A 23,409-nucleotide genomic window follows, 5' to 3' on the forward strand; every position below is an offset into this window, starting at 1 on the left:
GTATCCGTGAGCAGTTTTAGACATTTAGTACACAGCTTGTCCACAGGCGCCTCAAACAGCGCTTGCGCTATCTGGTGGGCAGGGGTGGGGCGCAACGCCACTGATCTGCTGCTGGGTTTCGCTGACCCAGGCAAAGGCCCGCTCATTGAGTTCGGCAATGGCTCGTGGCCCCGCGCCTTCGGCGTGCATCACCGGGCCGATGACGACCTGGATGGTGCCTGGGTACTTCGCCCAGCCCTGTTTCGGCCAGAATTCGCCCGCGTTGTGGGCAATCGGCAGTACCGGCAGGCCGGCATTCACCGCCAGGGCCGCACCGCCGCGGGAGAACTTGCCGATCTGGCCTGGCGGAATCCGCGTGCCTTCGGGGAACACCAGTACCCAGGCGCCCTGCTTGATCCGCTCGTTGCCCTGCTTGGCCAGTTGCTTGAGCGCGGCCTTGGGGTTGCTGCGGTCGATGGCGATCGGGCGCAGCATGGCCATGGCCCAACCGAAGAACGGCACGAACAGCAGCTCACGCTTGACCACCTGGCTGAGGGGTTCGAAGAAGGCGGAGAGGAAGAAGGTTTCCCAGGTGCTCTGGTGCTTGGCCAGGATTACGCAGGGTGTTTCCGGAATGTTTTCCAGGCCACGGACTTCATAGCGGATGCCGACCACTACCTTGGCCAGCCAGGTGGCGCTGGCGCACCAGGCCTGGACAACCAGGCGATAGCGCGCACGGAATGGCAGCAGGGGCGCGATGAACACGCAGAGGATGCACCAGAAGAGCGAGCTGGAGGACAGCAGCAGGTAGAAGAGGAAGGTTCTGAGGGCCTGCACTGTCGTCATGGGACTCGGTTTCTCTAAAGAAGAAGCTGATCGGCGATGGCCGCCAGATCATCGAATATCAAGGTTCCCGCTGGCAATGGTTTGGCCAGGGTCCGTTCACCCTTGCCGGTTTTCACCAACACGGGCTGACAGTCGACGGCCTGGGCGGCCGCCAGGTCACCGCTACTGTCGCCAACGAACCAGATACCCGTGAGATTCGTGTGATAGTGCGCAGCGATTTGCCGGAGCATGCCCGGTTTCGGTTTGCGACACTCGCAGCCGTCATCGGGGCCATGTGGACAGTGCACGATCAGACCGAGTTCACCGCCCTGCTCCGTCACCAGCTGACGCAGCCGGGCGTGCATCGCCTCCAGGGTGGCGAGGTTGTAATAGCCGCGCGCCAGACCCGATTGGTTGGTAGCCACGGCCACGGTCCAGCCGGCCTTGCTCAGGCGAGCGATGGCAGCGATGGCGCCGGGAATGGGGATCCATTCATCCAGCGTCTTGATGTAGTCGTCGGAGTCCTGATTGATGACGCCGTCGCGGTCGAGAATCAGCAGTTTCATTGAGGCCGTTTCAGGTAGTGGGTAGGAGCGAGCCCTGCGCGCGAACCAGGCCCGCAAGAGCTTCGCGAGCAAGGCTCGCTCCTACCGGTTCGCCATCAGCCGAGTACCGAGATATCGGCCACGCCAAGGAACAGGCCACGCAGGCGCGCCAGCAGCGCATAGCGGTTGGCGCGCACGCTGGCGTCGTCGGCATTGACCAGCACGGCCTCGAAGAAGGCATCCACCGGCTCACGCAGGCTGGCCAGGTGCTCCAGGGCTTCGCGGTAGCGACGTTCGGCGGCCAGCGGTTGCACGGCGTGGTCGGCCTGCTGGATCGCCGCGTACAGGGCGAACTCGCTGGGGTTGTCGAAATAGTGCGCCTCGACAGTGGCCGGCACTGCACCTTCGAACTTGCCGAGCAGGTTGGACACACGCTTGTTGGCGGCAGCCAGGGCGGCGGCGTCCGGCAGGTTGCGGAATACCTGCACCGCCTGCACGCGCTGGTCGAAGTCCAGCGGCGAGCCAGGGTTCAGGGCACGTACGGCCTGGTACACGGCCACGTCCACGCCTTCGTCCTCGTAGCGCGCACGCAGGCGGTCGAAGATGAAGTCCTGTACCTGCGGCGCCAGGCCAGCGGCCTTGACCTTGTCGCCGAACAGCTCGATGGCGAAGGCGATGGCGGCGCTGAGGTCGAGGTCCAGGTCCTTCTCGATGAGGATGCGCAGCACGCCGAGCGCGGCACGGCGCAAGGCGTACGGGTCCTTGGAGCCGGTAGGCAGCATGCCGATGCCGAAGATGCCGACCAGGGTGTCGAGCTTGTCGGCCACGGCCACGGCGGCGCCGGTCAGGGTCAGCGGCAGCTCGGCACCAGCGCCGCGCGGCATGTACTGCTCGTTCAGCGCGCGGGCGACGTCGTTCGGCTCGCCGTCATTGAGGGCGTAGTAATAGCCGGCGATGCCCTGCATCTCGGGGAACTCGCCGACCATTTCGGTGGCCAGGTCGCATTTGCACAGCAGGCCGGCGCGGGCGGCGCGCGTGGCGTCGCCGCCGATGCGCTCGGCAATGAACGCGGCCAGCCTGGAGATGCGCTCGGCCTTGTCGAACACGGTGCCGAGCTGGGCCTGGAACACCACGTTCTGCAGGCGCTGGTTGAAGCTTTCCAGCTTCTGCTTCTTGTCCTGCTTGAAGAAGAACTCGGCGTCGGTCAGGCGTGGGCGCACGACCTTCTCGTTGCCGGCGACGATCTGCGCCGGGTCCTTCGATTCGATGTTGGCCACGGTGATGAAGCGCGGCAGCAGCTTGCCGTTGCCGTCGAGCAGGCAAAAGTACTTCTGGTTGTCCTGCATGGTGGTGATCAGCGCTTCCTGCGGCACTTCGAGGAAGCGTTCCTCGAAGGAGCAGACCAGCGGCACCGGCCATTCGACCAGCGCGCTGACTTCATCCAGCAACGCCGGCGGCACGATGGCGCTGCCCTGCTCGGCCGCCGCCAGTTCGGCGACGCGGGTATCGATCAGGCGGCGGCGTTCGGCGAAGTCGGCGATCACGTAGGCACCGCGCAGGTCTTCGGAATAGCTGGCCGGGCTGCTGATGTGCACGTCGCGGTTGGCATGGAAGCGGTGGCCACGGGAGACGCGACCGGCCTTCTGCGCGAGGATCTCGCAGTCGATCACACTGTCGCCAAAGAGCATCACCAGCCACTGACTCGGGCGGACGAACTCGGTCTTGCGCGCGCCCCAGCGCATGCGCTTGGGAATCGGCAGGTCGTTCAGCGAGGCCTCGACGATACCCGGCAACAGGCTGGCGGCTGGTTGGCCGGCGATGGACTGGCTGAACTTCAGTTTCGGACCGCTGCGGTCGATCTGGCTCAGCTCGACGCCGCATTTCTTGGCGAAGCCGAGGGCGGCCTGGGTCGGGTTGCCGTCGGCATCGAATGCCGCCTGCACGGGCGGGCCGTCGAGGTTGACGGTGCGGTCCGGCTGTTGCGCGGCGAGCTGGTCGACACGTACCGCCAGGCGGCGCGGCGCGGCATAGACGTGTGCCTTGGCATAGCTCAGGCCAGCAGCCTTGAGGCCTTTCTCGATGCCGGCGAGGAAGGCGTCGCCCAGGCTCTTCAGCGCTTTCGGTGGCAGCTCTTCGGTGCCCAGTTCAACCAGAAAATCCTGAGCGCTCATTATTCGGCCTCCTTCAGCTGAGCCAGTACTTCATCACGCAGTTCCGCAGTGGCCATCGGGAAGCCGAGTTTGGCGCGGGCCAGCAGGTAGCTCTGGGCGATGCTGCGCGACAGCGTGCGCACGCGCAGGATGTACTGCTGGCGCGCGGTCACCGAGATGGCGCGGCGGGCGTCGAGCAGGTTGAAGCTGTGCGAGGCCTTGATCACCATTTCATAGGCGGGCAGCGGCAGCTTCAGCTCCATCAGGCGGTTGGCCTCGGACTCGTAGAAGTCGAACAGGTCGAACAGCTTGTCGACGTTGGCGTGCTCGAAGTTGAAGGTGGACTGCTCCACTTCGTTCTGGTGGAACACGTCGCCGTAGGTGACCTTGCCGAACGGGCCATCGGAGTAGACCAGGTCATACACCGAGTCGACGCCCTGCAGGTACATGGCCAGGCGCTCGAGGCCGTAGGTGATCTCGCCGGTGACCGGGTAGCACTCGACGCCACCGACCTGCTGGAAGTAGGTGAACTGGGTGACTTCCATGCCGTTGAGCCAGACTTCCCAGCCCAGGCCCCAGGCGCCGAGGGTCGGCGATTCCCAGTTGTCCTCGACGAAGCGGATGTCGTGCACCAGGGTGTCGACGCCGATGCGGCGCAGCGACTCCAGGTACAGGTCCTGGATGTTGTCCGGGTTCGGCTTGAGCACCACCTGGAACTGGTAGTAGTGCTGCAGGCGGTTGGGGTTCTCGCCGTAGCGGCCGTCGGCCGGGCGGCGCGAAGGCTGCACGTAGGCGGCGTTCCAGGTTTCCGGGCCGATGGCGCGCAGGAACGTGGCGGTGTGGAAGGTACCTGCACCCATTTCCATGTCGTAGGGCTGCAGGATCACGCAACCCTGTTCGGCCCAGTAGCTTTGCAGGGCAAGGATCAGACCTTGGAAGGTGCTTACGTCGGGCGTTGTCTGGCTCACGAATTTCACCGGTATCGAGGCGTTGGCATAAAGCCGCGCAGTATACCCGAAGCGCGCTTGCGCTTGAGTCCGGCGCAGCGTGTGCGGCAGGCCTGTGGTCAGGAAGATGCGAACTGCACTGCCCGGCAATTGCGCGAGGAGGCGGACATCCATTATTGTTGAGAACAATTATCATATCTAATGGCGTCTGGTGTTGATGGACAGCGAGCAGGTTTTCGAGCGCGATGTGGAACGGCTTTATCTCGCTCACCATGGGTGGTTGAAAAGCTGGCTGCGCAAGCGCCTGAGCGATGCGGCCGATGCCGAGGATCTGGCCCAGGACACCTTCGTACGCATCATCCGTTCGCGCCGCGCGGTGCATGACCTGCGCCAGCCGCTGGCCTACCTGGCGACCATTGCCAACAGCCTGCTGATCAACCGCTGGCGCCGCCAGGCCGTGGAGCGCGCCTACCTCGAGGCACTGGCCGCCAGGCCCGAAGCGCTGGAGCCCTCCCCCGAGGATCGCCTGCTGCTGATCGATATGCTGGTGGAAATCGATGAGCTGCTGCATGGACTGTCGGCCCGGGAGCGCGAAATTTTCTTCCTTTCGCAGCTGGACGGCTTCACCTATCCGCAGATCGCCAGCCAGTTGGGCCTTAGCGTCAATCAGGTGCAGAAGTCCATGAGCAAGGCATTCGCCCTCTGCTACGCCAGTCGTTTCGAGTGAGCAGCATGACGCTCAACCACGGCGAAAAGCCGATTGCCGCTGCGATCAGGGACCAGGCCATTGCCTGGTTCACCCTGGCGCAATCGGGCTGCATGAGCGCTGCCGAACAACGCCATCTCGAACACTGGCGGCAGGCCGACAACGAACACGAACGGGCTTGGCAGCGCCTGGCGAGCATTCCTGCAAGCCTCAGTCAACGCGCCGACCTGCTGGCCGATCCGCTGTTGCGCCAGGTCGCGCGACAGAGCCACTACAGTGACCTCGACCGGCGCAAGGCGCTGAAGGTGCTGGTCGGTTTTGGCCTGCTCGGCGGGCTCGCCTGGCAGACGCAGCGCAGCGAATGGGTTCAGGGCGCGATGGCCGATTACCACACCGCCACCGGTGAGCGCCGCCACCATCGCCTGGCCGATGGCACCGAGCTGTGGCTCAACACACGCAGCGCCATCGACGTGCGTTTCACGCCCGAGGCGCGCCTTGTGCTTCTGCGCCACGGTGAAGTGGACATCCTCACGGCTGCCGATCCCGCCCGCCGGCCCCTGTTGCTGAGCACCACAGACGCCTACCTGCGCCCCCTCGGGACCCGGTTCAACGTGCGCCGCGATGACAATGTTGGCGGCACCTTGCTGACGGTGACACAGGGCAAGGTCGCGGCGCGGGCGCGTGAGGGTGGTCAGGAGCGGGTGATCGAGGCCGGCTGGCAGGCGCGCATCGCTGCCGGCACGGTCTGGGACGCGCAGCCGGGGCTAGCTGCGAACACGGCGTGGGTTGATGGATTCCTAGTTGCCGAGCGTATGCGCCTGGGCGATTTCATCAAGGAACTGGCACGTTATCGACCGGGCATTCTGCGTTGCGATCCAGCAATCGCCGACCTTCGCTTGAGTGGCGCCTATCCGCTGGATGACGGCGAGCGGATTCTCGCGATGCTGGAAGACAGCCTGCCAGTGCGGGTGCAGCGCCTGACGCCGTATTGGGTGACGGTGCTGCCGGCCACAGCCTCGTAGCACGGGCCATACGGCGTTTTTGCATCGACACAGCAGCTGCTTTGGCATACGCGTTAGCCACGCCTCGCAGTGGCTGATGCGCAGTGATCCAACGAGAATGAAAAATATTCTCGAAAAGGTGGCAGGTTTTTATTTCTCGTCTGGCCTAGGGGAAAACCACTCCCTAGCAATGGACCTTCTGCCATGAAGTACCGCCCCTGCACATTGGCCTACGCCGTCAAGCATGCATCCGCCTCGGCGCTGAGCCTGGCCCTGCTCACCGGTGCCGTCAGCGCGTTAAGCACCGCCTCTGCCCTGGCTGAAACGGCCCAGGCTGCTCAGTCGATCAACTTCGCTATTCCAGCCGGGCCATTGGATCAGGTGCTTGGCCAGTTCGGTCGCCAGGCCGGTGTGCCGGTGTCCGTCAACGCGAGCCTCACGGCAGGCAAGCGCAGCGCCGGATTGAGGGGTGCGTACAGCATCGAGCAAGGCTTCGCGCGGATTCTCGCGGGGACCAATCTCAGTGTGCTGCGCATGGACAATGGCAGTTATGGCCTGGTCGAGGGCGTTGCTTCCGATGCGGCCCTGCAACTGGATGCAACTCGGGTCAACAGTGTGGGGCTGGGGCGTACCACCGAGCAGACCGGTTCCTACACCACCGGTGCCATGAGCGTGGGCACCAAGCTGTCGGCATCGATCCGCGAAACACCTCAGTCGGTCACCGTGGTGACCCGCCAGCGCATGGACGATCAGAACATGCAGAAGCTCGAGGACATCGCCCTCTACACGCCGGGCCTGACCCTGCGCAAGACCGGTGGTGAGCGCCCCGAGTTCTACTCCCGGGGTGCCGCCATCAAGACCATCATGATCGATGGCCTGCCGGTGGCCTACGACAGCGATACCCTGGGTACCTCGACCTTGGCGATGTATGACCACGTGGAAGTGGTGCGCGGTGCATCCGGCCTGATGGTCGGCGCGGGCAATCCGTCCGGCACGCTGAATCTGGTGCGCAAGCGCCCCACTGTCGACCCGCGTCTATCGATCAGCGCCAGTGCCGGCAGTTGGGATGATTACCGCACCGAGCTGGATGTCGGCGGCAAACTGAATGACAGCGGCAGCCTGCGCGGTCGCTTTGTCGGCAGTTACCAGGACCGCAACAGTTTCATCGATGCCTACGAGAACAAACGTCAGCTGCTCTATGGCATTACCGAATACGACCTGGGTGCCGACACCACCCTCACCCTCGGTGCGTACTACAACCGCGAGGACAACCCCGGTGCCGACTGGAACGGGTTGCCGAGCCGCGTGGATGGTTCCTTCTTCCCGTTCTCCCGCTCGGCGCGTACGGCGCCGGACTGGACCTACTGGAACAAGAAGAATCGTAGCGTCTTCGCCGAAGTCGAACAGCGCTTTGACAACGACTGGAAACTGCGGCTGAACACGACCTGGCTGCGCGGTGATCTGGAAATGTTGGGCGGCAGCCTGTACACCGACCAGAACAACGATTACCACCTCAACATCGGGCGCTATACCTACCAGCACACGCAGAAGAGTGTCGACGCCTACGCCAGCGGGCCGTTCTCGCTGTTCGGCGCCACTCACGAACTGGTGGTGGGGGCGAGCTTCCGTCGTGATGACACCCACGATGGACCTGGCGGACCCGGCATTGGCTCAGACGTCGTCATCGACCCGATCAACTTCGATCCCAAGGCGTATCCGAAACCGGCCATCGACAACAACTGGTCGCGCGCGGGTCGTGAAGAGCAATCCAGCGTCTACGCCACTGCGCGCTTCAACCTGCGTGACGACCTGCGTCTGATCCTGGGTTCGCGTCTGGACTGGTATGCCTATGAGCAAGCCACCCATGTCGACATCTACAGCTTCGGCGATGACTACAAGGTGACCCGTGAGTACACCCCGTATGCCGGGTTGGTCTACGACCTCGACGATACCTACTCGGTGTACACCAGCTGGACGCGCATCTTCCGCCCGCAAGCGGCGCAGGATGCCAGCGGCAGCCTGCTGGAACCGGTAACCGGAACCAACTATGAGGCGGGCATCAAGGCCGAGTACTTTGCCGGCGCGCTGAATGCCACCCTGGCAGTGTTCCAGCTCGACCAGGAAAACCTGGCCAAGTCGTTGCCGTCGGCGCTGTGCGGCCCCGGGGTTCCCGACTGCGCCGAAGCCAGTGGTGAAGTCCGCACCCGGGGTATCGAGCTGGAGTTGAGTGGTGAGCTGGCGCCGGGCTGGCAGGCTTCCGCGGGCTATACCTATGCGGCTGCCGAGCACACCAAGGCGAGCAATTCGGCGGACAAGGGCGCGCGCTTCGATAGCGATACACCCTACAACGTGCTCAAGCTGTCCACGACCTACCGCTTGCCTGGCGACCTGGAGAAATGGACCGTGGGTGGTGGCTTCCGCACCCAGAGCAGCGCCTACACCTCCTTCGGCGTGAAGCAGGGCGGCTATAGCGTTGCCGATCTGATGCTGGGCTATCGCCTGAACGCGGCCTGGCAGTTGCAGAGCAACCTGAACAACGTCTTCGACAAGCGCTATTACCAGAACATCAGCAACTCCTGGGGCGCGAACAGCTTCGGCGATCCGCGCAATGTGATGTTCAGCGTCAGGTACACCCCGGATCTATGAGGAAGGGCCGACAGCACTGCGGCGTTCAGCTGCGGAAGAACTCTCCCGGCGTGGCGCCGAACTGCTGGCGGAAAGCTGCGATGAAGGCCGAAGTGGAGTCGTAGCCGCAGGCCAGGGCCACATCGGTGACACGCTGGCCCTGTTCCAAGGGGGCCAGTGCGCCGAGCAACCGCAGGCGCTGGCGCCAGGCGCGAAAGGTCAGGCCGGTGTCGTGCAGGAACAGGCGGCTCAAGGTCTTTTCCGACACACCCAGGCGTTGGCTCCACTGGCCGAGGGTGGTCGGTTGTTCCGGGTGAGTCTGCAGGTTGCGGTAAATCTGCTGCAGGCGCTTGTCGTGGGGCAGCGGCAGCATCAGGTCGACCTGGGGTGCTGCTGCCAATTGGTCCAGCAGCACCTGGGCCAGACGCCCGTCGGCACCAGTTTCGTCGTACTCGACCGGCAAGGTGCTAAAGGCGCGGATCAACTCGCGCAGCAGGTCACTCACCTCCAGTACGCGGCAGCCCTCGGCGGCCCAGGCGGTCACGCTGCAATCCAGGTACAGGCTGCGCATCTCGGTGTGTGGGGAGCTGAACACCCGGTGCGGCATACCGGCCGGCACCCACACCGCGCGTTGCGGCGGGGCGACGAAACGCCCGGCGTCGGTGTGCACTTCCAGCACGCCCTGGATGGCATAGGACAACTGCACCCACGGATGACTGTGATGATGCGTCAGCGCCCGATTGGGCAGCGATTCGGTGCGGCCGTAGAGCGGTCGGGGCAGGCTGGGCAGCCCCGGAATGCGGCGTCTGACAGTGGTTTTTTGTCCTTTAGGCGGCATTTACTGGCTCATTGGCGTTAGTCGGCAATCATCCGTCACGGTAGAGTCGCGCCACTGCTCTTAGCAACCCGGAAATTCTGCCCATGGCCCGTTCACGTTTACTGCCCGACAACTTCACCCTGACCCTGATTGCCGTGGTCGCCCTCGCCAGCCTGTTGCCTTGCAGCGGGCAGACCGCGCAGGTGTTCGGCTGGGTTACCAACCTGGCCATCGCCCTGCTGTTCTTCCTGCATGGTGCCAAGCTTTCGCGTGAAGCGGTGATTGCCGGTGCCCTGCACTGGCGCCTGCACCTGCTGATCTTCGCCTGCACCTTCGTGCTGTTCCCGCTGCTCGGCCTGGCCCTCAAGCCGCTGCTGGCCCCGGCGGTGGGCCACGAGTTGTACATGGGCATCCTCTACCTGTGTGCGCTACCGGCCACGGTGCAGTCGGCCATCGCCTTCACCTCGTTGGCACGTGGCAACATTCCCGCGGCGATCTGCAGCGCGGCGGCGTCCAGCCTGTTCGGCATCTTCCTTACCCCGCTGCTGGTGGCATTGCTGCTGGATGTGCACGGCGACGGCGGCTCGATGCTCGACGCCATGGGCAAGATCACCCTGCAACTGCTGGTGCCGTTCATCGCCGGACAGATCGCCCGGCGCTGGATCGGCGCCTGGGTCGGGCGCAACAAGGAGTGGCTGAAGTACGTCGACCAGGGTTCGATTCTGCTGGTGGTCTACACCGCGTTCAGCGAGGCGGTGATCGAAGGCCTGTGGCACCAGGTGTCGTTGCCGACGCTGGCGGCGCTGGTCGGTGCTTGCTGCCTGTTGCTGGCGTTGGCGCTGGTGCTGACCCACCTGCTCGGCAAGTGGCTGGGCTTCAGCCTGGAAGACCGCATCACCATCCTGTTCTGCGGCTCGAAGAAAAGCCTGGCCACGGGCGTGCCGATGGCCCAGGTGCTGTTCGCGGGCGGCAGCATCGGCCTGATCATCCTTCCGTTGATGCTGTTCCACCAGATCCAGCTGATGGTCTGTGCGGTGCTGGCGCAACGTTATGCGCGGCGTCCGGCAGAGGATGAGGGGCTGGCCCGCGCGGAGTCCTGATAACGGTGGCTGTACGCCCTTGCTGGAGTGGTTATCATCGGCGCAATGACCACCTCCTTTCCCATCCGCAAGGAATGCCCGCCCGGCGCCTGCACCTGCGACCGTGAGCGCCTGCTGCAAGAGGCGGGCGCCGACGTGCGCATCCTGCGCCTGACTGCGTTGGAGGAAAAGCGCCTCACCGAACGGTTGGAGAACCTCACCAGCCTGGCCGATCTGGAACACATGCAGCGTCGCCTGCATGAACAACTCGGCATCACCTTGCATGTTGCGCCCGGTCATAACGAGGTGCGCAGCATGCGCGGTATCAGCATCGTTCTCGATCCCCATCCAGGCCTGTGCCGCAAGACGCGCAAGGAAATTCCCGCGGCCATCCGCCGTTGCCTGGAGCGCACCCCCGAGATCGCCTATGACCTGCTCAACGCCAATGACCTGTTGCGCGATGCCTGACTGACAACCGCTCGGCGCGGTGTGCTTGTGCTGTCCGGTGTTCCGGAATACTGTATTTATATACAGTTAATGGTGCGCCTTGATGCCCCTTGTTCCTCCACGCGGTCGCGGCACCGCCAGCAACCCGAATAACCGTTTTGCCCCGACCTCTTCCCAGGCCGAGGACGATGGCTGGTACCAGGAAGAAACGCCGCTGACTTGGACCACCGAAGTGCGTCGCGAAACGGCGAAGACGGTGATCAGCCGCAACCAGTCGCCGGATGTCGGCTTCGACCGTTCGGTGAACCCTTATCGGGGTTGTGAGCATGGTTGTATCTACTGTTTCGCAAGGCCCAGTCATGCTTACTGGGACCTGTCTCCGGGAATCGATTTCGAAACCAAGCTGATCGCCAAGAGCAACCTCGCCGACCGGCTCGAAGAGGAGTTGGGCAAGCCCGGTTATGTGCCGCAGCCCATTGCTCTGGGCATCAACACCGATGGTTACCAACCCATCGAGCGCGAGTATCAGCTCACCCGCCGTGCCCTGGAAATTCTCCTGCGCTTTCGCCATCCGGTGAGCATCATCACCAAGAGCTCGCTGATCCTGCGTGACCTCGACCTGCTCGAAGAGCTGGCCCAGCGCAATCTGGTCAGTGTGGCCTTCAGCCTGACCACGCTGGACGACGAACTGAAACGCATCATGGAACCGCGTGCGGCTTCGCCCAAAGCACGCCTGCGTGCCATGCGCACATTGAGCGAGCACGGCATACCCGTCAGCGTGATGGCCGCGCCGATCATCCCGATGATCAACGATATGGAACTCGAAGCCATACTGGAGGCGGCCCGTGATGCAGGCGCTCGCTCGGCGGGCTATGTGTTGCTGCGCCTGCCGCTGGAAATTGCCGAGCTGTTCGAAGAGTGGCTGCAGGCGCATTTCCCCGATCGCGCCGGCCATGTGATGAGCCTGATTCGCCAGTCACGCGGCGGCAAGCATTACGACAGCCAGTTCGGCAAGCGCATGCGCGGCGAAGGCATCTTCGCCGACCTGCTGGCGCAGCGCTTCGCCCTGGCGAGAAAGCGGCTCGACCTGAATCGTCGCGACGGGTTTCAGCTCGACTGCAGCCAGTTCGCCCCACCGGGGCGGCAAATGGCGCTGTTGTAGACGACCGGTACTGCTGTAAACGAAATGTGACTCACCGAAGCTGGCAACTGTCCGCATGCCAGGTCGATAATTCGCAGTGCGCCAACGCGCGTCGGTTCCAGTACGAGGTGAGATGCCATGCCCTACAAGCACAACGCCATTCCCCTGCAGGCGCGTACCGCGCCGGAAAGCGCAGATGACGCGCTGAGCGCCATCGTCGGAGGCTTCAAGCGCTTTCGCAATGAGGTCTTCCCGCAGCAGGAAGAGCTGTTCAAGGCCCTGGCCAGTGCGCAGAACCCGCGCGCCATGTTCATCACCTGTGCCGATTCGCGCATCGTCCCCGAACTGATCACCCAGAGTGCGCCGGGCGACCTGTTCGTTACCCGCAACGTCGGTAACGTGGTACCGGCCTACGGGCAGATGATGGGCGGCGTCTCTACTGCCATCGAGTACGCGGTGCTGGCCCTGGGCGTGCAGCACATCATCATCTGCGGCCACTCCGATTGTGGTGCAATGAAGGCGGTACTGGCGCCCGAAAGCCTGGAGAGCATGCCGACGGTCAAGGCCTGGCTGCGCCACAGCGAGGTCGCGCTCAAGGTGGTCGAGGCAAATTGCAGCTGCGACAGCCACGACACCCTCGGCATCCTCACCGAAGAGAACGTGGTGGCCCAGCTCAACCACCTGTGCACCCACCCATCGGTCGCGGCGCGCGTGGCCAGCGGGCAGTTGTTCATCCACGGCTGGGTCTACGACATCGAGACCAGCGCGATTCGTGCCTACGACGCCGAGAGCGGGCGCTTCCTACCGCTGGATGGCGACGTGGTGCCCATGGCCACACCGAAGGCGCGCTATCCGGCGCAGTGACACGACAAGGCCCGCAATCGCGGGCCTTGTTGCATCGGCGTGCTAGTCGCTCAGCCAGGCAGTCCCAGCTCCACGCCCAACTGACGTGACAGGCAGGGCCAGTTGCGCCAGGCGGCGACTGTTTGCGGTGCACTCAACTGTGCGCGATAGGCCTGGACCGAGCTCTGCTGGAACACCGCCTCGTCGAGCAGGCCTTCCAACGCATGGTGCACGGCTTCGTCGAGCTGGTTGGCGAAGGTTTCGCCGATCAGTTGATGAGCGATCAGGTTGGCCACCGTGGTATCCAGCGGAATCAGTGGCTGACCCAGGTGGGCGATGTAGCGGTCGTTCACTTCCTCGACCAGGCGATGGGCCAGGTAGGCCTCGTCGAGCAGGGCATCGAGGCCCTGATGGCCTTCGATCAGCTGCGGCGGGCTGAGGAAGAAGTGCTCGGCGACCTTCAGCACCGGCTTGATATGCGCTTCGATACCGGCTTCGCGGGCCACGCTGTTGGCGGCGTCGAGCACGTCCGGCACCTGTTCGACATAGGCTTCGACGAAACGCGTGAGCACACCATTGGCGTCGCTATCCGGCAACTGGATAGTGGGGTGCAGGCGTTCCAGATGGGCGCTCAACTGGTGGGCAAGATGGCCGGTTCGGGCTTCGTGCGCCTGAGCCTGCTGGATCAGTTCGCGCAAGGCGACGGTATTCATGGGGGCTCCAATGATCAGGACATTATTTGAACGAGAACTCACATTAGCTGGCTGATAAGTCCACCTAAGAACAGATTTTCATAATTCTGAAATTTTTATTCTGACTCGCGATAAGCCACGCCAGGCTCTGGCCTGCACCCCTCGTCATCCGCGCCCTTCAGCGCAAGGCCAAATCCGCCCAGGCATTTTCCCGGCGGCATTGTTATGTCGCGGTCCCTGTCTATACTCGAAATCGCAAGGCGTGAACCTGATGGAACCGGACGGGCTTCGGCACGGAGAGGTTTCGACATGTTGTAGCCAGCAGTATCGGCAGTCGATCCCTTAGCCGCAGGCTTAGCCGGCGGGATAACAAGAACAAATAAGGGGAACCCGCGATGATGCGACATCCACGAGTCTGGATGGGCATGCTGCTGTGGCTGACATTCAGCTCGGCGCACGCCGCCTGGACGGTGAACATGACCCCCGGCGCAACCGAGGTCAGCCGTACCGTCTTCGATCTGCACATGACCATCTTCTGGATCTGCGTCGCCATCGGCGTCGTGGTATTCGGCGCGATGTTCTGGTCGATGATCGTGCACCGCCGCTCTACTGGCCAACAACCTGCCCACTTCCATGAAAGCACCACGGTGGAGATCCTCTGGACCGTCGTGCCGCTGGTGATCCTGGTGGTGATGGCGGTCCCGGCGACCAAGACGCTGATCGACATCTACGACACGTCGGAGTCGGAGCTGGATATCCAGATCACCGGCTACCAGTGGAAGTGGCATTACAAATACCTGGGCCAGGATGTGGAGTTCTTCAGCAACCTGGCCACGCCGACCACGCAGATCCACAACCAGGCCCAGAAGGGCGAACACTACCTGCTCGAGGTCGATGAGCCGCTGGTGGTGCCGGTGGGCGCCAAGGTGCGCTTCCTGATCACCTCGGCGGATGTGATCCACGCCTGGTGGGTTCCGGCGCTGGCGGTGAAGAAAGACGCCATCCCCGGCTTCGTCAACGAGTCCTGGACGCGCATTGAGGAGCCCGGTATCTACCGTGGGCAGTGCGCCGAACTGTGTGGCAAGGACCACGGTTTCATGCCGATCGTGGTCGAGGCCAAGTCCAAGGAAGATTTCGCCGCCTGGCTCGGCGAACGCAAGGAAGAAGCCGCCAAGCTCAAGGAGCTGACCAGCAAGGAATGGACGCTGGAAGAACTGGTCGAGCGCGGCGACAAGGTCTACCACAGCTACTGCACATCCTGTCACCAGGCCGAAGGCCAGGGCCTGCCTCCGATGTTCCCGGCGCTCAAGGGTTCGAAGATCGCCACCGGGCCGAAGGAAGGCCACCTCAGCATCGTTTTCCACGGCAAGCCGGGTACTGCCATGGCCGCGTTCGGCAAGCAACTGTCGGAAGTCGACCTTGCCGCCGTCATCACCTACGAACGCAATGCCTGGGGCAACAACAAGGGTGACATGGTCACGCCGAAAGAAGTGCTTGAGCTGAAACAGGCCGAGGAGAAATGACATGAGTGCAGTGATCGACAACGGTCATGCCGGACATGACCATCACCACGGCCCGGCCAAGGGGCTGATGCGTTGGGTGCTGACCACCAACCACAAGGACATCGGCACGATGTACCTGTGGTTCAGCTTCGCCATGTTCCTGGTCGGCGGCAGCATGGCCATGGTCATCCGCGCCGAGCTGTTCCAGCCGGGGCTGCAGATCGTCGAGCCGGCGTTCTTCAACCAGATGACCACCATGCATGGCCTGATCATGGTCTTCGGCGCGGTCATGCCGGCGTTCGTCGGCCTGGCCAACTGGATGATCCCGCTGATGATCGGCGCGCCGGACATGGCCCTGCCGCGGATGAACAACTTCAGCTTCTGGTTGCTACCGGCGGCGTTCGGCCTGTTGCTCAGCACCCTGTTCACGGCCGGGGGTGGCCCGAACTTCGGCTGGACCTTCTACGCGCCGCTGTCCACCACCTACGCACCGGAGAGCGTTACGTTCTTCATCTTCGCCATTCACCTGATGGGCGTCAGTTCGATCATGGGGGCGATCAACGTGATCGCCACCATCCTCAACCTGCGCGCCCCCGGCATGACCCTGATGAAAATGCCGCTGTTCGTCTGGACCTGGCTGATCACCGCCTTCCTGCTGATCGCGGTGATGCCGGTGCTGGCCGGCGTGGTGACCATGATGCTGATGGATATCCACTTCGGCACCAGCTTCTTCAGCGCGGCCGGTGGCGGTGACCCGGTGCTGTTCCAGCACGTGTTCTGGTTCTTCGGCCACCCCGAGGTGTACATCATGATCCTGCCGGCGTTCGGCGCGGTCAGCTCGATCATCCCGGCCTTCTCGCGCAAGCCGCTGTTCGGTTACGGCTCCATGGTCTATGCCACCGCGGCCATCGCCTTCCTGTCCTTCGTCGTGTGGGCGCACCACATGTTCACCGTCGGCATCCCGCTGACCGGCGAGCTGTTCTTCATGTACGCCACCATGCTGATCGCCGTGCCCACCGGGGTGAAGGTGTTCAACTGGGCGAGCACCATGTGGCAGGGCTCGCTGACCTTCGAGACACCAATGCTGTTCGCCGTGGCCTTCGTCATCCTGTTCACCATCGGTGGTTTCTCCGGGTTGATGCTGGCCATCGCCCCGGCGGACTTCCAGTACCACGACACCTATTTCGTGGTGGCGCACTTCCACTACGTGCTGGTGCCCGGTGCGATCTTCGGCATCTTCGCCTCGGCCTACTACTGGCTGCCGAAATGGACCGGCCACATGTACGACGAGACCCTCGGCAAGCTGCATTTCTGGCTGAGCTTCGTTGGCATGAACCTGGCGTTCTTCCCCATGCACTTCGTCGGCCTGGCCGGCATGCCGCGGCGCATTCCGGACTACAACCTGCAGTTCGCCGACTTCAACATGATCTCGTCGATTGGCGCGTTCACCTTCGGCGCCACGCAGCTGTTTTTCCTGTTCATCGTGATCAAGTGCATTCGTGGCGGCAAACCTGCGCCGGCCAAACCCTGGGATGGGGCCGAGGGCCTGGAATGGAGCATTCCCTCGCCTGCGCCTTATCACACCTTCAGCACGCCACCCGAGGTGAAGTGAGATGAGCGAAACCATGCCGATGCGCCGACTGGTCAGCTACCTGCTGGTGCTGGTGGTAGCCATGTTCGGCTTCGGTTTCGCCCTGGTGCCGATCTACGAAGTGATGTGTCAGGCGTTCGGTATCAATGGCAAGACCGCAGGGGCTTACCAGGGGGTGCAGACGACCGATGAGGCGCGTCAGGTGCGCGTGCAGTTTCTCGCCACCAACGCTGTCGACATGGTCTGGGAGTTCCATCCCGAAGCCGATGAGCTGACGGTGCATCCGGGGTCGAGCAACGAAATGCTGTTCGTGGCCTACAACCCCACTGACAAACCGATGACAGCGCAGGCCGTGCCCAGCGTCGCGCCATCCAAGGCGGCCGCGTTCTTCCACAAGACCGAGTGCTTCTGCTTTACCCAGCAAGTCCTGCAGCCGGGAGAGCGCATCGAAATGCCGGTGCGCTTCATCGTCGACCAGGACCTGCCGAGCGATGTGCGGCACCTGACACTGGCCTACACCCTGTTCGATATCACTGCGCGCAAACCACCGGTCGCGCAGGCGACTCTTGCCCAGACAGCCCTCACCCGGGCGGCTCCATAAGGAGAACAAGACATGTCGAGTCATGAGCACTACTACGTTCCCGCCCAGAGCAAGTGGCCGATCATCGCCACCCTGGGCATGCTGATCACCGTCTTCGGTCTCGGCACCTGGTTCAACGACCTCAAGGCCGATCGCGCGGACTCACACGGGCCGTGGATCTTCTTCGTCGGCGCGCTGTTCCTCGCCTACATGCTGTTCGGCTGGTTCGGTAGTGTGATCAAGGAGAGCCATCAGGGGCTCTACAGCCCGCAGATGGATCGCTCATTCCGCTGGGGCATGAGCTGGTTCATCTTCTCGGAGGTGATGTTCTTCGCGGCGTTCTTCGGCGCGCTGTTCTATGTGCGCACCTGGGCCGGTCCGTGGCTCGGCGGTGAGGGCGACAAGGGGGTGGCCAACATGCTCTGGCCGAACTTCGAGTACACCTGGCCGCTGCTCAACACGCCCGATCCGAAGCTGTTCCCCGGACCGAAAGAGGTGATCGATCCGTGGCACCTGCCCCTGATCAATACCATCCTGCTGGTCACTTCCAGCTTCACCGTAACCTTCGCCCACCATGCCCTGAAGAAGGACAAGCGTGGCCCGCTCAAGGCCTGGCTGGCACTGACCGTACTGCTCGGTATCTGCTTCCTGATCCTGCAGGCCTACGAGTATTACGAGGCGTACCACGAGCTCGGCCTGACTCTGGGCTCAGGGATCTACGGCGCGACGTTCTTCATGCTCACCGGCTTCCATGGTGCGCACGTGACGATGGGGGCGCTGATCCTGACGGTGATGCTGGTGCGGGTGATGAAGGGGCACTTCACGGCGGACAAGCACTTTGGCTTCGAGGCGGCCAGTTGGTATTGGCACTTCGTCGATGTGGTCTGGCTGGGCCTGTTTATCTTCGTCTACGTGCTGTGACCAATTGCGTCCCTCACCGCGAAAACGCTGCGAGGGGCGCCTTTACCAGGTGACATGACTGGCCAGTTGGCCGCTGTAGAACCCCCAGGCGATCAACGCCACGGTCACAGCGGTCAGCCCGACACGAACGCTCAGCGAATTGACCACTCGCGAGCCGCGACCATCGTCCTTGACCAGGAAGAACAGGCCGCTGAACAGGCTGGCCATGGTGGCTAGCAGAAAGAGGACGATCACGGCTTTTAGCATGTGTGACTCCGGGGGTGGGGAATGAAGTACCGGTTCAGTATAGCCAGCGCCACAGCCTGCTTCGGGACGCGCCGATGAGCGCCTTTCGTCCGGGCATCCTGCCCAGCCTGGTGGTCGCCGTGTTGCTGCCGCTGCTGGTCACGCTCGGTTTTTGGCAACTGTCGCGGGCCGAGGAAAAGCGTGCTCTGCTGGCCCAGCATGAGGCGAGCCAGCAGGCGGCACCGGTCAGCCTCACCGAACTTGAACAACGTCGTGATCTCAATGCCGTGCGCATTCGTCTGCGTGGTCAGTTCGATGCTGCCCATAGCCTGTTGCTGGATAACCGTACCCACAACGGCCAGGCCGGTGTCGAGCTATTGCAGCCCTTTTACGATCAGGCCAGTGGGCTCTGGGTACTGCTCAATCGCGGCTGGCTGGCCTGGCCGGATCGGCGTACGCCTCCTCAGTTCACGACCCCCGAGCAGCCTTTGGAGCTGGTTGGTCAGGTCTATCTGCCGCCCGGCACCAGCTTTCAGCTGCAGGCCGATCAGCCGGGCAATGGTTGGCCACGGTTGGTCACCCGCATCGAGCCCGAGCCGCTCTGGCAGCAGCTCGGTCGCGGTGGTCTGGCATATGAGGTTCGCCTCGAATCAGGTCCGGCGAGCTATCTGACGCAATGGCCGGTGGTGGCCATGAGTCCGGAAAAACACACCGGCTATGCGGTGCAGTGGTTCGCCCTGGCGGCCGCACTGTGTGGTCTTTATCTCTATCTCGGATGGCGCAATGCGCGGGAGCAGCACCATGAGCACAACCATGAATCCCCCCAGCACCCTCTCTGATGCCGCCCCGCGTAAGGCCAGAGGGCGGCTGCAGCTGATCGTGATTCTGCTGGTGGCGATCGGGCCGATGATCCTCGCCACGGCCATGTACCAGTGGCGTTTCTGGGTGCCGGATTCGCGCAACTACCACGGCGTACTGATTGGTGATGGTCAGAACCTGGCCGACCTTGGCGTAAGCGGTGCCGATCAGCAGCGTTGGCAGTTGCTGGTCACCGCGCCGGGCGCCTGTGCCGAAGATTGCCAACAACTGGTGTACACCGCGCGGCAGATTCAGGTCGGCCTCAACCGCGATGCCACGCGGGCCAGCCATGGCCTGGCCGTCAGCACGCCCCTGCCAGCCGACTACGACGCACAGCTAAAACGCGAGTACCCACAACTGGGTCGTTACCGCCTTGACCCACAAACCTATGAAAAGGCCGCATCGCAGGCTACCGGTGCACAGCTGTGGATTGTCGACCCACACGGCAACTTGGTACTGCGCTACGACGCCACGAGCAAGGGCAAGTCGATCCTCGATGATCTGCGCCTGTTGCTGAAGCTTTCGCAGATCGGTTGAGTCGATGCGGCAGGCACCGCCGCTCAATAAAAACAAGAAGAGGGCCCTGCATGACTGAACGCAAATCCCTGCCCGGCTATCGCCTGGCCCTGTTCGCCACCCTGCTGGCCGTGGTGGTGGTGCTGCTGGGCGCTTATACCCGGCTGACCCACGCCGGCCTCGGCTGCCCGGATTGGCCGGGCTGCTACGGCTTCATCCATGTGCCCAAGACCGAGGCGCAACTGGCCCATGCCGAGATGCATTTCCCGGATGCGCCAGTGGAAGCGCACAAGGGCTGGAATGAAATGATTCACCGCTACTTCGCCGGCAGCCTGGGCTTACTGATTCTCGGCTTGGCGGTGCAGGCACTGGCCCGTCGTGGCCAGCCCGGGCAGCCACTGAAATTGCCGTTGCTGCTGTTGGCGGTGGTGATCGCGCAGGCCCTGTTCGGCATGTGGACGGTCACCCTCAAGCTGTGGCCGCAGGTGGTCACTGCACACCTGCTGGGAGGCTTCGCGACCCTGGCATTGTTGTTCCTGCTCAGCGTGCGTTTATCCGGAGCCTGGACGGCGTTGCCAGCCCCCTCGCCGCGCTTGCGCGTGCTGGCGGGTGTTGCTTTGGCCGTGGTCATCGGGCAGATCGCCCTGGGTGGCTGGGTCAGCTCCAACTATGCGGCGGTAGCTTGCGTCGATCTGCCGACCTGCCATGGCCAATGGTGGCCGCAAACCGATTTCGCCAATGGCTTTCATCTGACCCAGCACATTGGCCCCAACTACCTGGGTGGCCAGCTCGACAGTGATGCGCGGACGGCGATCCATCTGACTCACCGACTGGGCGCGCTATTGGTGACGTTGGTGTTGCTGCTGCTGGCCTGGCGCCTGTCGCGTGCAGGGCTGGGCAAGCTGGCCGGGCTGCTGGTCCTGGCGTTGGCGCTGCAGATCAGCCTGGGCGTGAGCAACGTGCTGCTGCACCTGCCACTGGCTGTGGCCGTGGCGCACAACGGCGGCGGTGCTGCGCTGCTGCTGGTGCTGGTACTGATCAATTACCGCCTGCGCCGAGCACCCGCTCCGGCGGTGCAGGGCTTGGCGCAACTACAGGCTTCGCGTGTGCTGGCTGCTGCCGGCAAATAACTAGGGAGAGACCCTCATGGCTACTCTGCTGCAAGTCCACCGTGAACAGGCCAGCTGGCGTGATTACCTGGAGCTGACCAAGCCGCGCGTCGTGCTGCTGATGCTTATCACGTCCCTGGTCGGCATGTTCCTCGCCACCCGTGCCGGTGTGCCGTGGACCGTCCTGCTGTTCGGCAACCTGGGCATCGGCCTGTGTGCCGGCGCAGCGGCGGCGGTCAACCATGTGGTCGACCGGCGTATCGATTCGATCATGGCGCGCACGCACAAGCGTCCGGTCACCAGTGGCCGGGTCTCGCCGACAGCCGCGCTGAGTTTTGCCCTGGTTCTCGCCTTGGCGGGATTGGCCCTGTTGCTGACCTTTACCAACGAACTGGCCGCCTGGTTGACCCTGGCTTCTCTGCTTGGTTACGCGGTGCTGTACACCGGCTTTCTCAAGCGGGCGACGCCACAGAACATCGTTATCGGAGGCCTGGCGGGTGCCGCTCCACCGTTGCTTGGCTGGGTGGCGGTCACCGGGCATCTGTCTGCTGAACCGTTGCTGCTGGTGCTGATCATCTTCGCCTGGACGCCGCCGCATTTCTGGGCCCTGGCGATTCACCGCAAGGAGGAGTACGCCAAGGCCGATATCCCGATGCTGCCGGTGACCCACGGTGAGCACTACACCAAGGTGCACATCCTGCTGTACACCTGTGTGATGTTCGCCGTGACCCTGTTGCCCTATGCGATTCACATGAGCGGGTTGCTCTATCTCGTGTCGGCAGTAGTTTTGGGTGCGCGCTTCTTGCACTGGGCTGTGGTGTTGTACCGTGACAGCAAGCCGCACGCGGCGATCAACACCTTCAAGTACAGTATCTGGTACCTGTTCCTGCTGTTCATCGCCCTCCTTGCCGACCATTACCTGTTGCTGAGTCTATGAGCCGAATCCAGAAAACCGTTTTTGTCCTGATCGCTGTCGTTGCCCTGATCCTCGGCCTGGCGGTGAACAAGGTGTTGAACAGCCGGGGCGACGGCACCGACAAGGCGGCTTTGCTCGATGCGGGCATCGTCCTGTTGCCGCAGAGCCGTACGTTGCCTGCACTGAGCCTGAGCAATCAGGACGGGGAGCCGGTAGCAGTCGATCAGCTCAAGGGCCAGTGGAGCCTGCTGTTCTTCGGCTATACCTTCTGCCCGGATATTTGCCCGGCCACCCTGGCCCAGGTGCGCCAGCTCAAGGGCCAGCTTTCGGCTGAAGACCAGGCGCGCCTGCGCGTGGTGCTGGTGACGGTCGATCCCAACCGCGACAGCCCCGAGCAGTTGAAGAAGTACCTGGCCTATTTCGATCCGGCCTTCCTGGGCCTGACCGGCGAGGCGGCCGATATCCAGAAACTGGCCAACGGCGTGAGCATTCCGTTCATTCCGGCGGATACCAGCAAGGAGAACTACACCGTCGATCACAGCGGCAATCTGGTCATCATCGGGCCGGATGGCACCCAGCGCGGGTTCATTCGCTCGCCCGTCAACGTCGACAAACTCGCGGCGCAGCTGCCTTCCCTGTTGAAGAAAGAGACTTGATATTTAGTCTCAATTGAAAATCATTCTCTTGTTGTCTAGCATGGCGCTCCTCTTCCCTCGGTATGGATGTTGGAGCGCGCGTGCCCGAGACCGATCTCAGGGGCTTGTTCCTCAAGCATGCCCGAACGTTGCAGGGGTTACTGACCCGCAAGGTACGTGACCCGCAACTGGCTGCCGACCTGGTTCAGGAGAGCTTCTTGCGCATGGCCGAGCAAGGTGAGCGCGAGCGCATCGACAACTCCCAGGCCTATCTCTACCGCACGGCGCACAACCTGCTGGTCGACCATATTCGCCAGCAGCAGCGACGTCGCACCGACAGCCAGCCCCATGAAGCCCTGGCGCATATCGAAGATGAACGCCCTGCCCTCGATGAGCAGCTGGATGCCCAGCAGCGGCTGCAGCTATTGCGCAGTGCCATTGCCGAGCTGCCTGCCAGAACACAGCAGATCTTCGAACTTAACCGTATTCAGGGCCTGACCCATGCCGAAGTCGCCCGTCGTTTGGCGATTTCCGACAGCTCGGTGCAAAAGCACCTGGCCAAGGCACTGGCTCATGTGACCGCACGTCTTCAGGATGGCTGACGGCGGATATGGACAAATGGATTACCGTAAAAAGACGCTTCGAACGTCTGCATACGTATAGCAGACCGTTGAAAAACGTAAGCGAGGCAGGCAAGACGAGGCAAAAACAGCCGAAGAAGCGCAGTTCAGGTGTTCTAAACGAGCATTCTGAGGCGGT

24 protein-coding genes are annotated in these 23,409 nt (G+C 63.0%); 17 read left to right on the forward strand and 7 right to left on the reverse strand.

What is annotated here, in order from left to right; translation table 11 throughout:
* Window positions 1–51 precede the first annotated feature (51 nt).
* The 4 genes from ACWPW0_RS00065 to glyQ form a co-directional block, all read right to left on the reverse strand.
* Window positions 52–825: a lysophospholipid acyltransferase family protein gene (locus ACWPW0_RS00065; RefSeq protein WP_454254052.1), complete on the reverse strand. Its 774-nt coding sequence runs from the start codon at window positions 823–825 to the stop codon at window positions 52–54.
* A 14-nt stretch (window positions 826–839) separates the two neighbouring features.
* Window positions 840–1,370, reverse strand: coding sequence for a D-glycero-beta-D-manno-heptose 1,7-bisphosphate 7-phosphatase (gmhB, locus tag ACWPW0_RS00070; RefSeq protein WP_454254053.1), 531 nt, complete (start codon window positions 1,368–1,370; stop codon window positions 840–842).
* Between the two features lie 95 nt (window positions 1,371–1,465).
* The gene (gene glyS, locus ACWPW0_RS00075; protein WP_454254054.1) at window positions 1,466–3,520 is read right to left on the reverse strand and encodes a glycine--tRNA ligase subunit beta; all 2,055 of its coding nucleotides are present in this window, start codon (window positions 3,518–3,520) and stop codon (window positions 1,466–1,468) included.
* Window positions 3,520–4,467, reverse strand: a complete 948-nt coding sequence (glyQ, locus tag ACWPW0_RS00080) for a glycine--tRNA ligase subunit alpha (RefSeq protein WP_447587828.1) — start codon at window positions 4,465–4,467, stop codon at window positions 3,520–3,522. The genes glyS and glyQ overlap by 1 nt, the downstream gene beginning before the upstream one ends.
* Window positions 4,468–4,663: 196 nt before the next feature.
* Here glyQ and ACWPW0_RS00085 point away from each other — a divergent pair, with 196 nt between their 5' ends.
* The 3 genes from ACWPW0_RS00085 (at window position 4,664) to ACWPW0_RS00095 (ending at window position 8,799) form a co-directional block, all read left to right on the forward strand.
* Complete coding sequence (locus tag ACWPW0_RS00085) at window positions 4,664–5,173, forward strand: sigma-70 family RNA polymerase sigma factor (RefSeq protein WP_454254055.1); 510 nt, start codon at window positions 4,664–4,666, stop codon at window positions 5,171–5,173.
* Window positions 5,174–5,178: 5 nt separating this feature from the next.
* On the forward strand, window positions 5,179–6,174 hold the full coding sequence (locus ACWPW0_RS00090) for a FecR domain-containing protein (RefSeq protein ID WP_454254056.1): 996 nt from the start codon (window positions 5,179–5,181) through the stop codon (window positions 6,172–6,174).
* Window positions 6,175–6,357: 183 nt separating this feature from the next.
* Window positions 6,358–8,799, forward strand: a complete 2,442-nt coding sequence (locus tag ACWPW0_RS00095) for a TonB-dependent siderophore receptor (RefSeq protein ID WP_454254057.1) — start codon at window positions 6,358–6,360, stop codon at window positions 8,797–8,799.
* Between the two features lie 25 nt (window positions 8,800–8,824).
* Here the strand turns inward: ACWPW0_RS00095 and ACWPW0_RS00100 are convergent, their stop codons facing one another.
* Window positions 8,825–9,616 carry an AraC family transcriptional regulator gene (locus ACWPW0_RS00100; protein ID WP_454254058.1) on the reverse strand — a complete coding sequence of 264 codons (792 nt, stop codon included), beginning with the start codon at window positions 9,614–9,616 and terminating at the stop codon, window positions 8,825–8,827.
* Between the two features lie 83 nt (window positions 9,617–9,699).
* On the opposite strand from ACWPW0_RS00100, the gene ACWPW0_RS00105 reads away from it, so the two are divergent.
* The 4 genes from ACWPW0_RS00105 (at window position 9,700) to ACWPW0_RS00120 (ending at window position 13,126) form a co-directional block, all read left to right on the forward strand.
* Window positions 9,700–10,695, forward strand: a complete 996-nt coding sequence (locus tag ACWPW0_RS00105) for a bile acid:sodium symporter family protein (RefSeq protein WP_454254059.1) — start codon at window positions 9,700–9,702, stop codon at window positions 10,693–10,695.
* A 45-nt stretch (window positions 10,696–10,740) separates the two neighbouring features.
* Complete coding sequence (locus tag ACWPW0_RS00110; RefSeq protein WP_447587839.1) at window positions 10,741–11,142, forward strand: hypothetical protein; 402 nt, start codon at window positions 10,741–10,743, stop codon at window positions 11,140–11,142.
* An 82-nt stretch (window positions 11,143–11,224) separates the two neighbouring features.
* The gene (locus ACWPW0_RS00115) at window positions 11,225–12,283 is read left to right on the forward strand and encodes a PA0069 family radical SAM protein (protein ID WP_454254060.1); all 1,059 of its coding nucleotides are present in this window, start codon (window positions 11,225–11,227) and stop codon (window positions 12,281–12,283) included.
* 117 nt (window positions 12,284–12,400) lie between these two features.
* A complete protein-coding gene (locus ACWPW0_RS00120; RefSeq protein ID WP_447587843.1) occupies window positions 12,401–13,126 on the forward strand; it encodes a carbonic anhydrase in 726 nt (241 codons plus the stop codon).
* Window positions 13,127–13,176: 50 nt separating this feature from the next.
* On the opposite strand, the gene ACWPW0_RS00125 is transcribed toward ACWPW0_RS00120, so the two are convergent.
* On the reverse strand, window positions 13,177–13,818 hold the full coding sequence (locus tag ACWPW0_RS00125) for a hypothetical protein (protein WP_454254061.1): 642 nt from the start codon (window positions 13,816–13,818) through the stop codon (window positions 13,177–13,179).
* 374 nt (window positions 13,819–14,192) lie between these two features.
* Between ACWPW0_RS00125 and coxB the strand changes: the two genes are divergently transcribed.
* From coxB to ACWPW0_RS00145, 4 genes are read left to right on the forward strand one after another with little or no spacing between them, the layout of a single operon-like run.
* Entirely contained in the window at window positions 14,193–15,320 is a 1,128-nt protein-coding gene (gene coxB, locus ACWPW0_RS00130; protein WP_447587846.1) for a cytochrome c oxidase subunit II, read from the forward strand.
* Window position 15,321: 1 nt separating this feature from the next.
* Window positions 15,322–16,911 (forward strand): cytochrome c oxidase subunit I, encoded by a 1,590-nt coding sequence (gene ctaD / locus ACWPW0_RS00135; protein ID WP_447587847.1) that lies wholly within the window; start codon window positions 15,322–15,324, stop codon window positions 16,909–16,911.
* 1 nt (window position 16,912) lies between these two features.
* The gene (locus tag ACWPW0_RS00140) at window positions 16,913–17,491 is read left to right on the forward strand and encodes a cytochrome c oxidase assembly protein (RefSeq protein WP_447587849.1); all 579 of its coding nucleotides are present in this window, start codon (window positions 16,913–16,915) and stop codon (window positions 17,489–17,491) included.
* A 12-nt stretch (window positions 17,492–17,503) separates the two neighbouring features.
* A complete protein-coding gene (locus ACWPW0_RS00145; RefSeq protein WP_447587851.1) occupies window positions 17,504–18,391 on the forward strand; it encodes a cytochrome c oxidase subunit 3 in 888 nt (295 codons plus the stop codon).
* 42 nt (window positions 18,392–18,433) lie between these two features.
* Here the strand turns inward: ACWPW0_RS00145 and ACWPW0_RS00150 are convergent, their stop codons facing one another.
* Window positions 18,434–18,637: a twin transmembrane helix small protein gene (locus tag ACWPW0_RS00150; protein ID WP_447587853.1), complete on the reverse strand. Its 204-nt coding sequence runs from the start codon at window positions 18,635–18,637 to the stop codon at window positions 18,434–18,436.
* A gap of 74 nt (window positions 18,638–18,711) precedes the next feature.
* On the opposite strand from ACWPW0_RS00150, the gene ACWPW0_RS00155 reads away from it, so the two are divergent.
* From ACWPW0_RS00155 to ACWPW0_RS00180, 6 genes are all read left to right on the forward strand, one after another.
* Complete coding sequence (locus ACWPW0_RS00155) at window positions 18,712–19,455, forward strand: SURF1 family protein (protein WP_454254062.1); 744 nt, start codon at window positions 18,712–18,714, stop codon at window positions 19,453–19,455.
* Complete coding sequence (locus ACWPW0_RS00160) at window positions 19,430–20,011, forward strand: hypothetical protein (protein WP_454254063.1); 582 nt, start codon at window positions 19,430–19,432, stop codon at window positions 20,009–20,011. Before ACWPW0_RS00155 ends, ACWPW0_RS00160 begins: the two co-directional genes overlap by 26 nt.
* Window positions 20,012–20,061: 50 nt before the next feature.
* Window positions 20,062–21,120, forward strand: a complete 1,059-nt coding sequence (locus ACWPW0_RS00165; protein WP_447587857.1) for a COX15/CtaA family protein — start codon at window positions 20,062–20,064, stop codon at window positions 21,118–21,120.
* A gap of 16 nt (window positions 21,121–21,136) precedes the next feature.
* Window positions 21,137–22,036 carry a heme o synthase gene (gene cyoE / locus ACWPW0_RS00170; protein ID WP_447587858.1) on the forward strand — a complete coding sequence of 300 codons (900 nt, stop codon included), beginning with the start codon at window positions 21,137–21,139 and terminating at the stop codon, window positions 22,034–22,036.
* The gene (locus tag ACWPW0_RS00175) at window positions 22,033–22,671 is read left to right on the forward strand and encodes an SCO family protein (protein WP_447587860.1); all 639 of its coding nucleotides are present in this window, start codon (window positions 22,033–22,035) and stop codon (window positions 22,669–22,671) included. Before cyoE ends, ACWPW0_RS00175 begins: the two co-directional genes overlap by 4 nt.
* A gap of 62 nt (window positions 22,672–22,733) precedes the next feature.
* Complete coding sequence (locus tag ACWPW0_RS00180) at window positions 22,734–23,252, forward strand: RNA polymerase sigma factor (RefSeq protein WP_454254064.1); 519 nt, start codon at window positions 22,734–22,736, stop codon at window positions 23,250–23,252.
* The last annotated feature ends 157 nt before the right edge of the window (window positions 23,253–23,409 follow it).

Source organism: Pseudomonas sp. Marseille-Q8238, assembly GCF_965111915.1.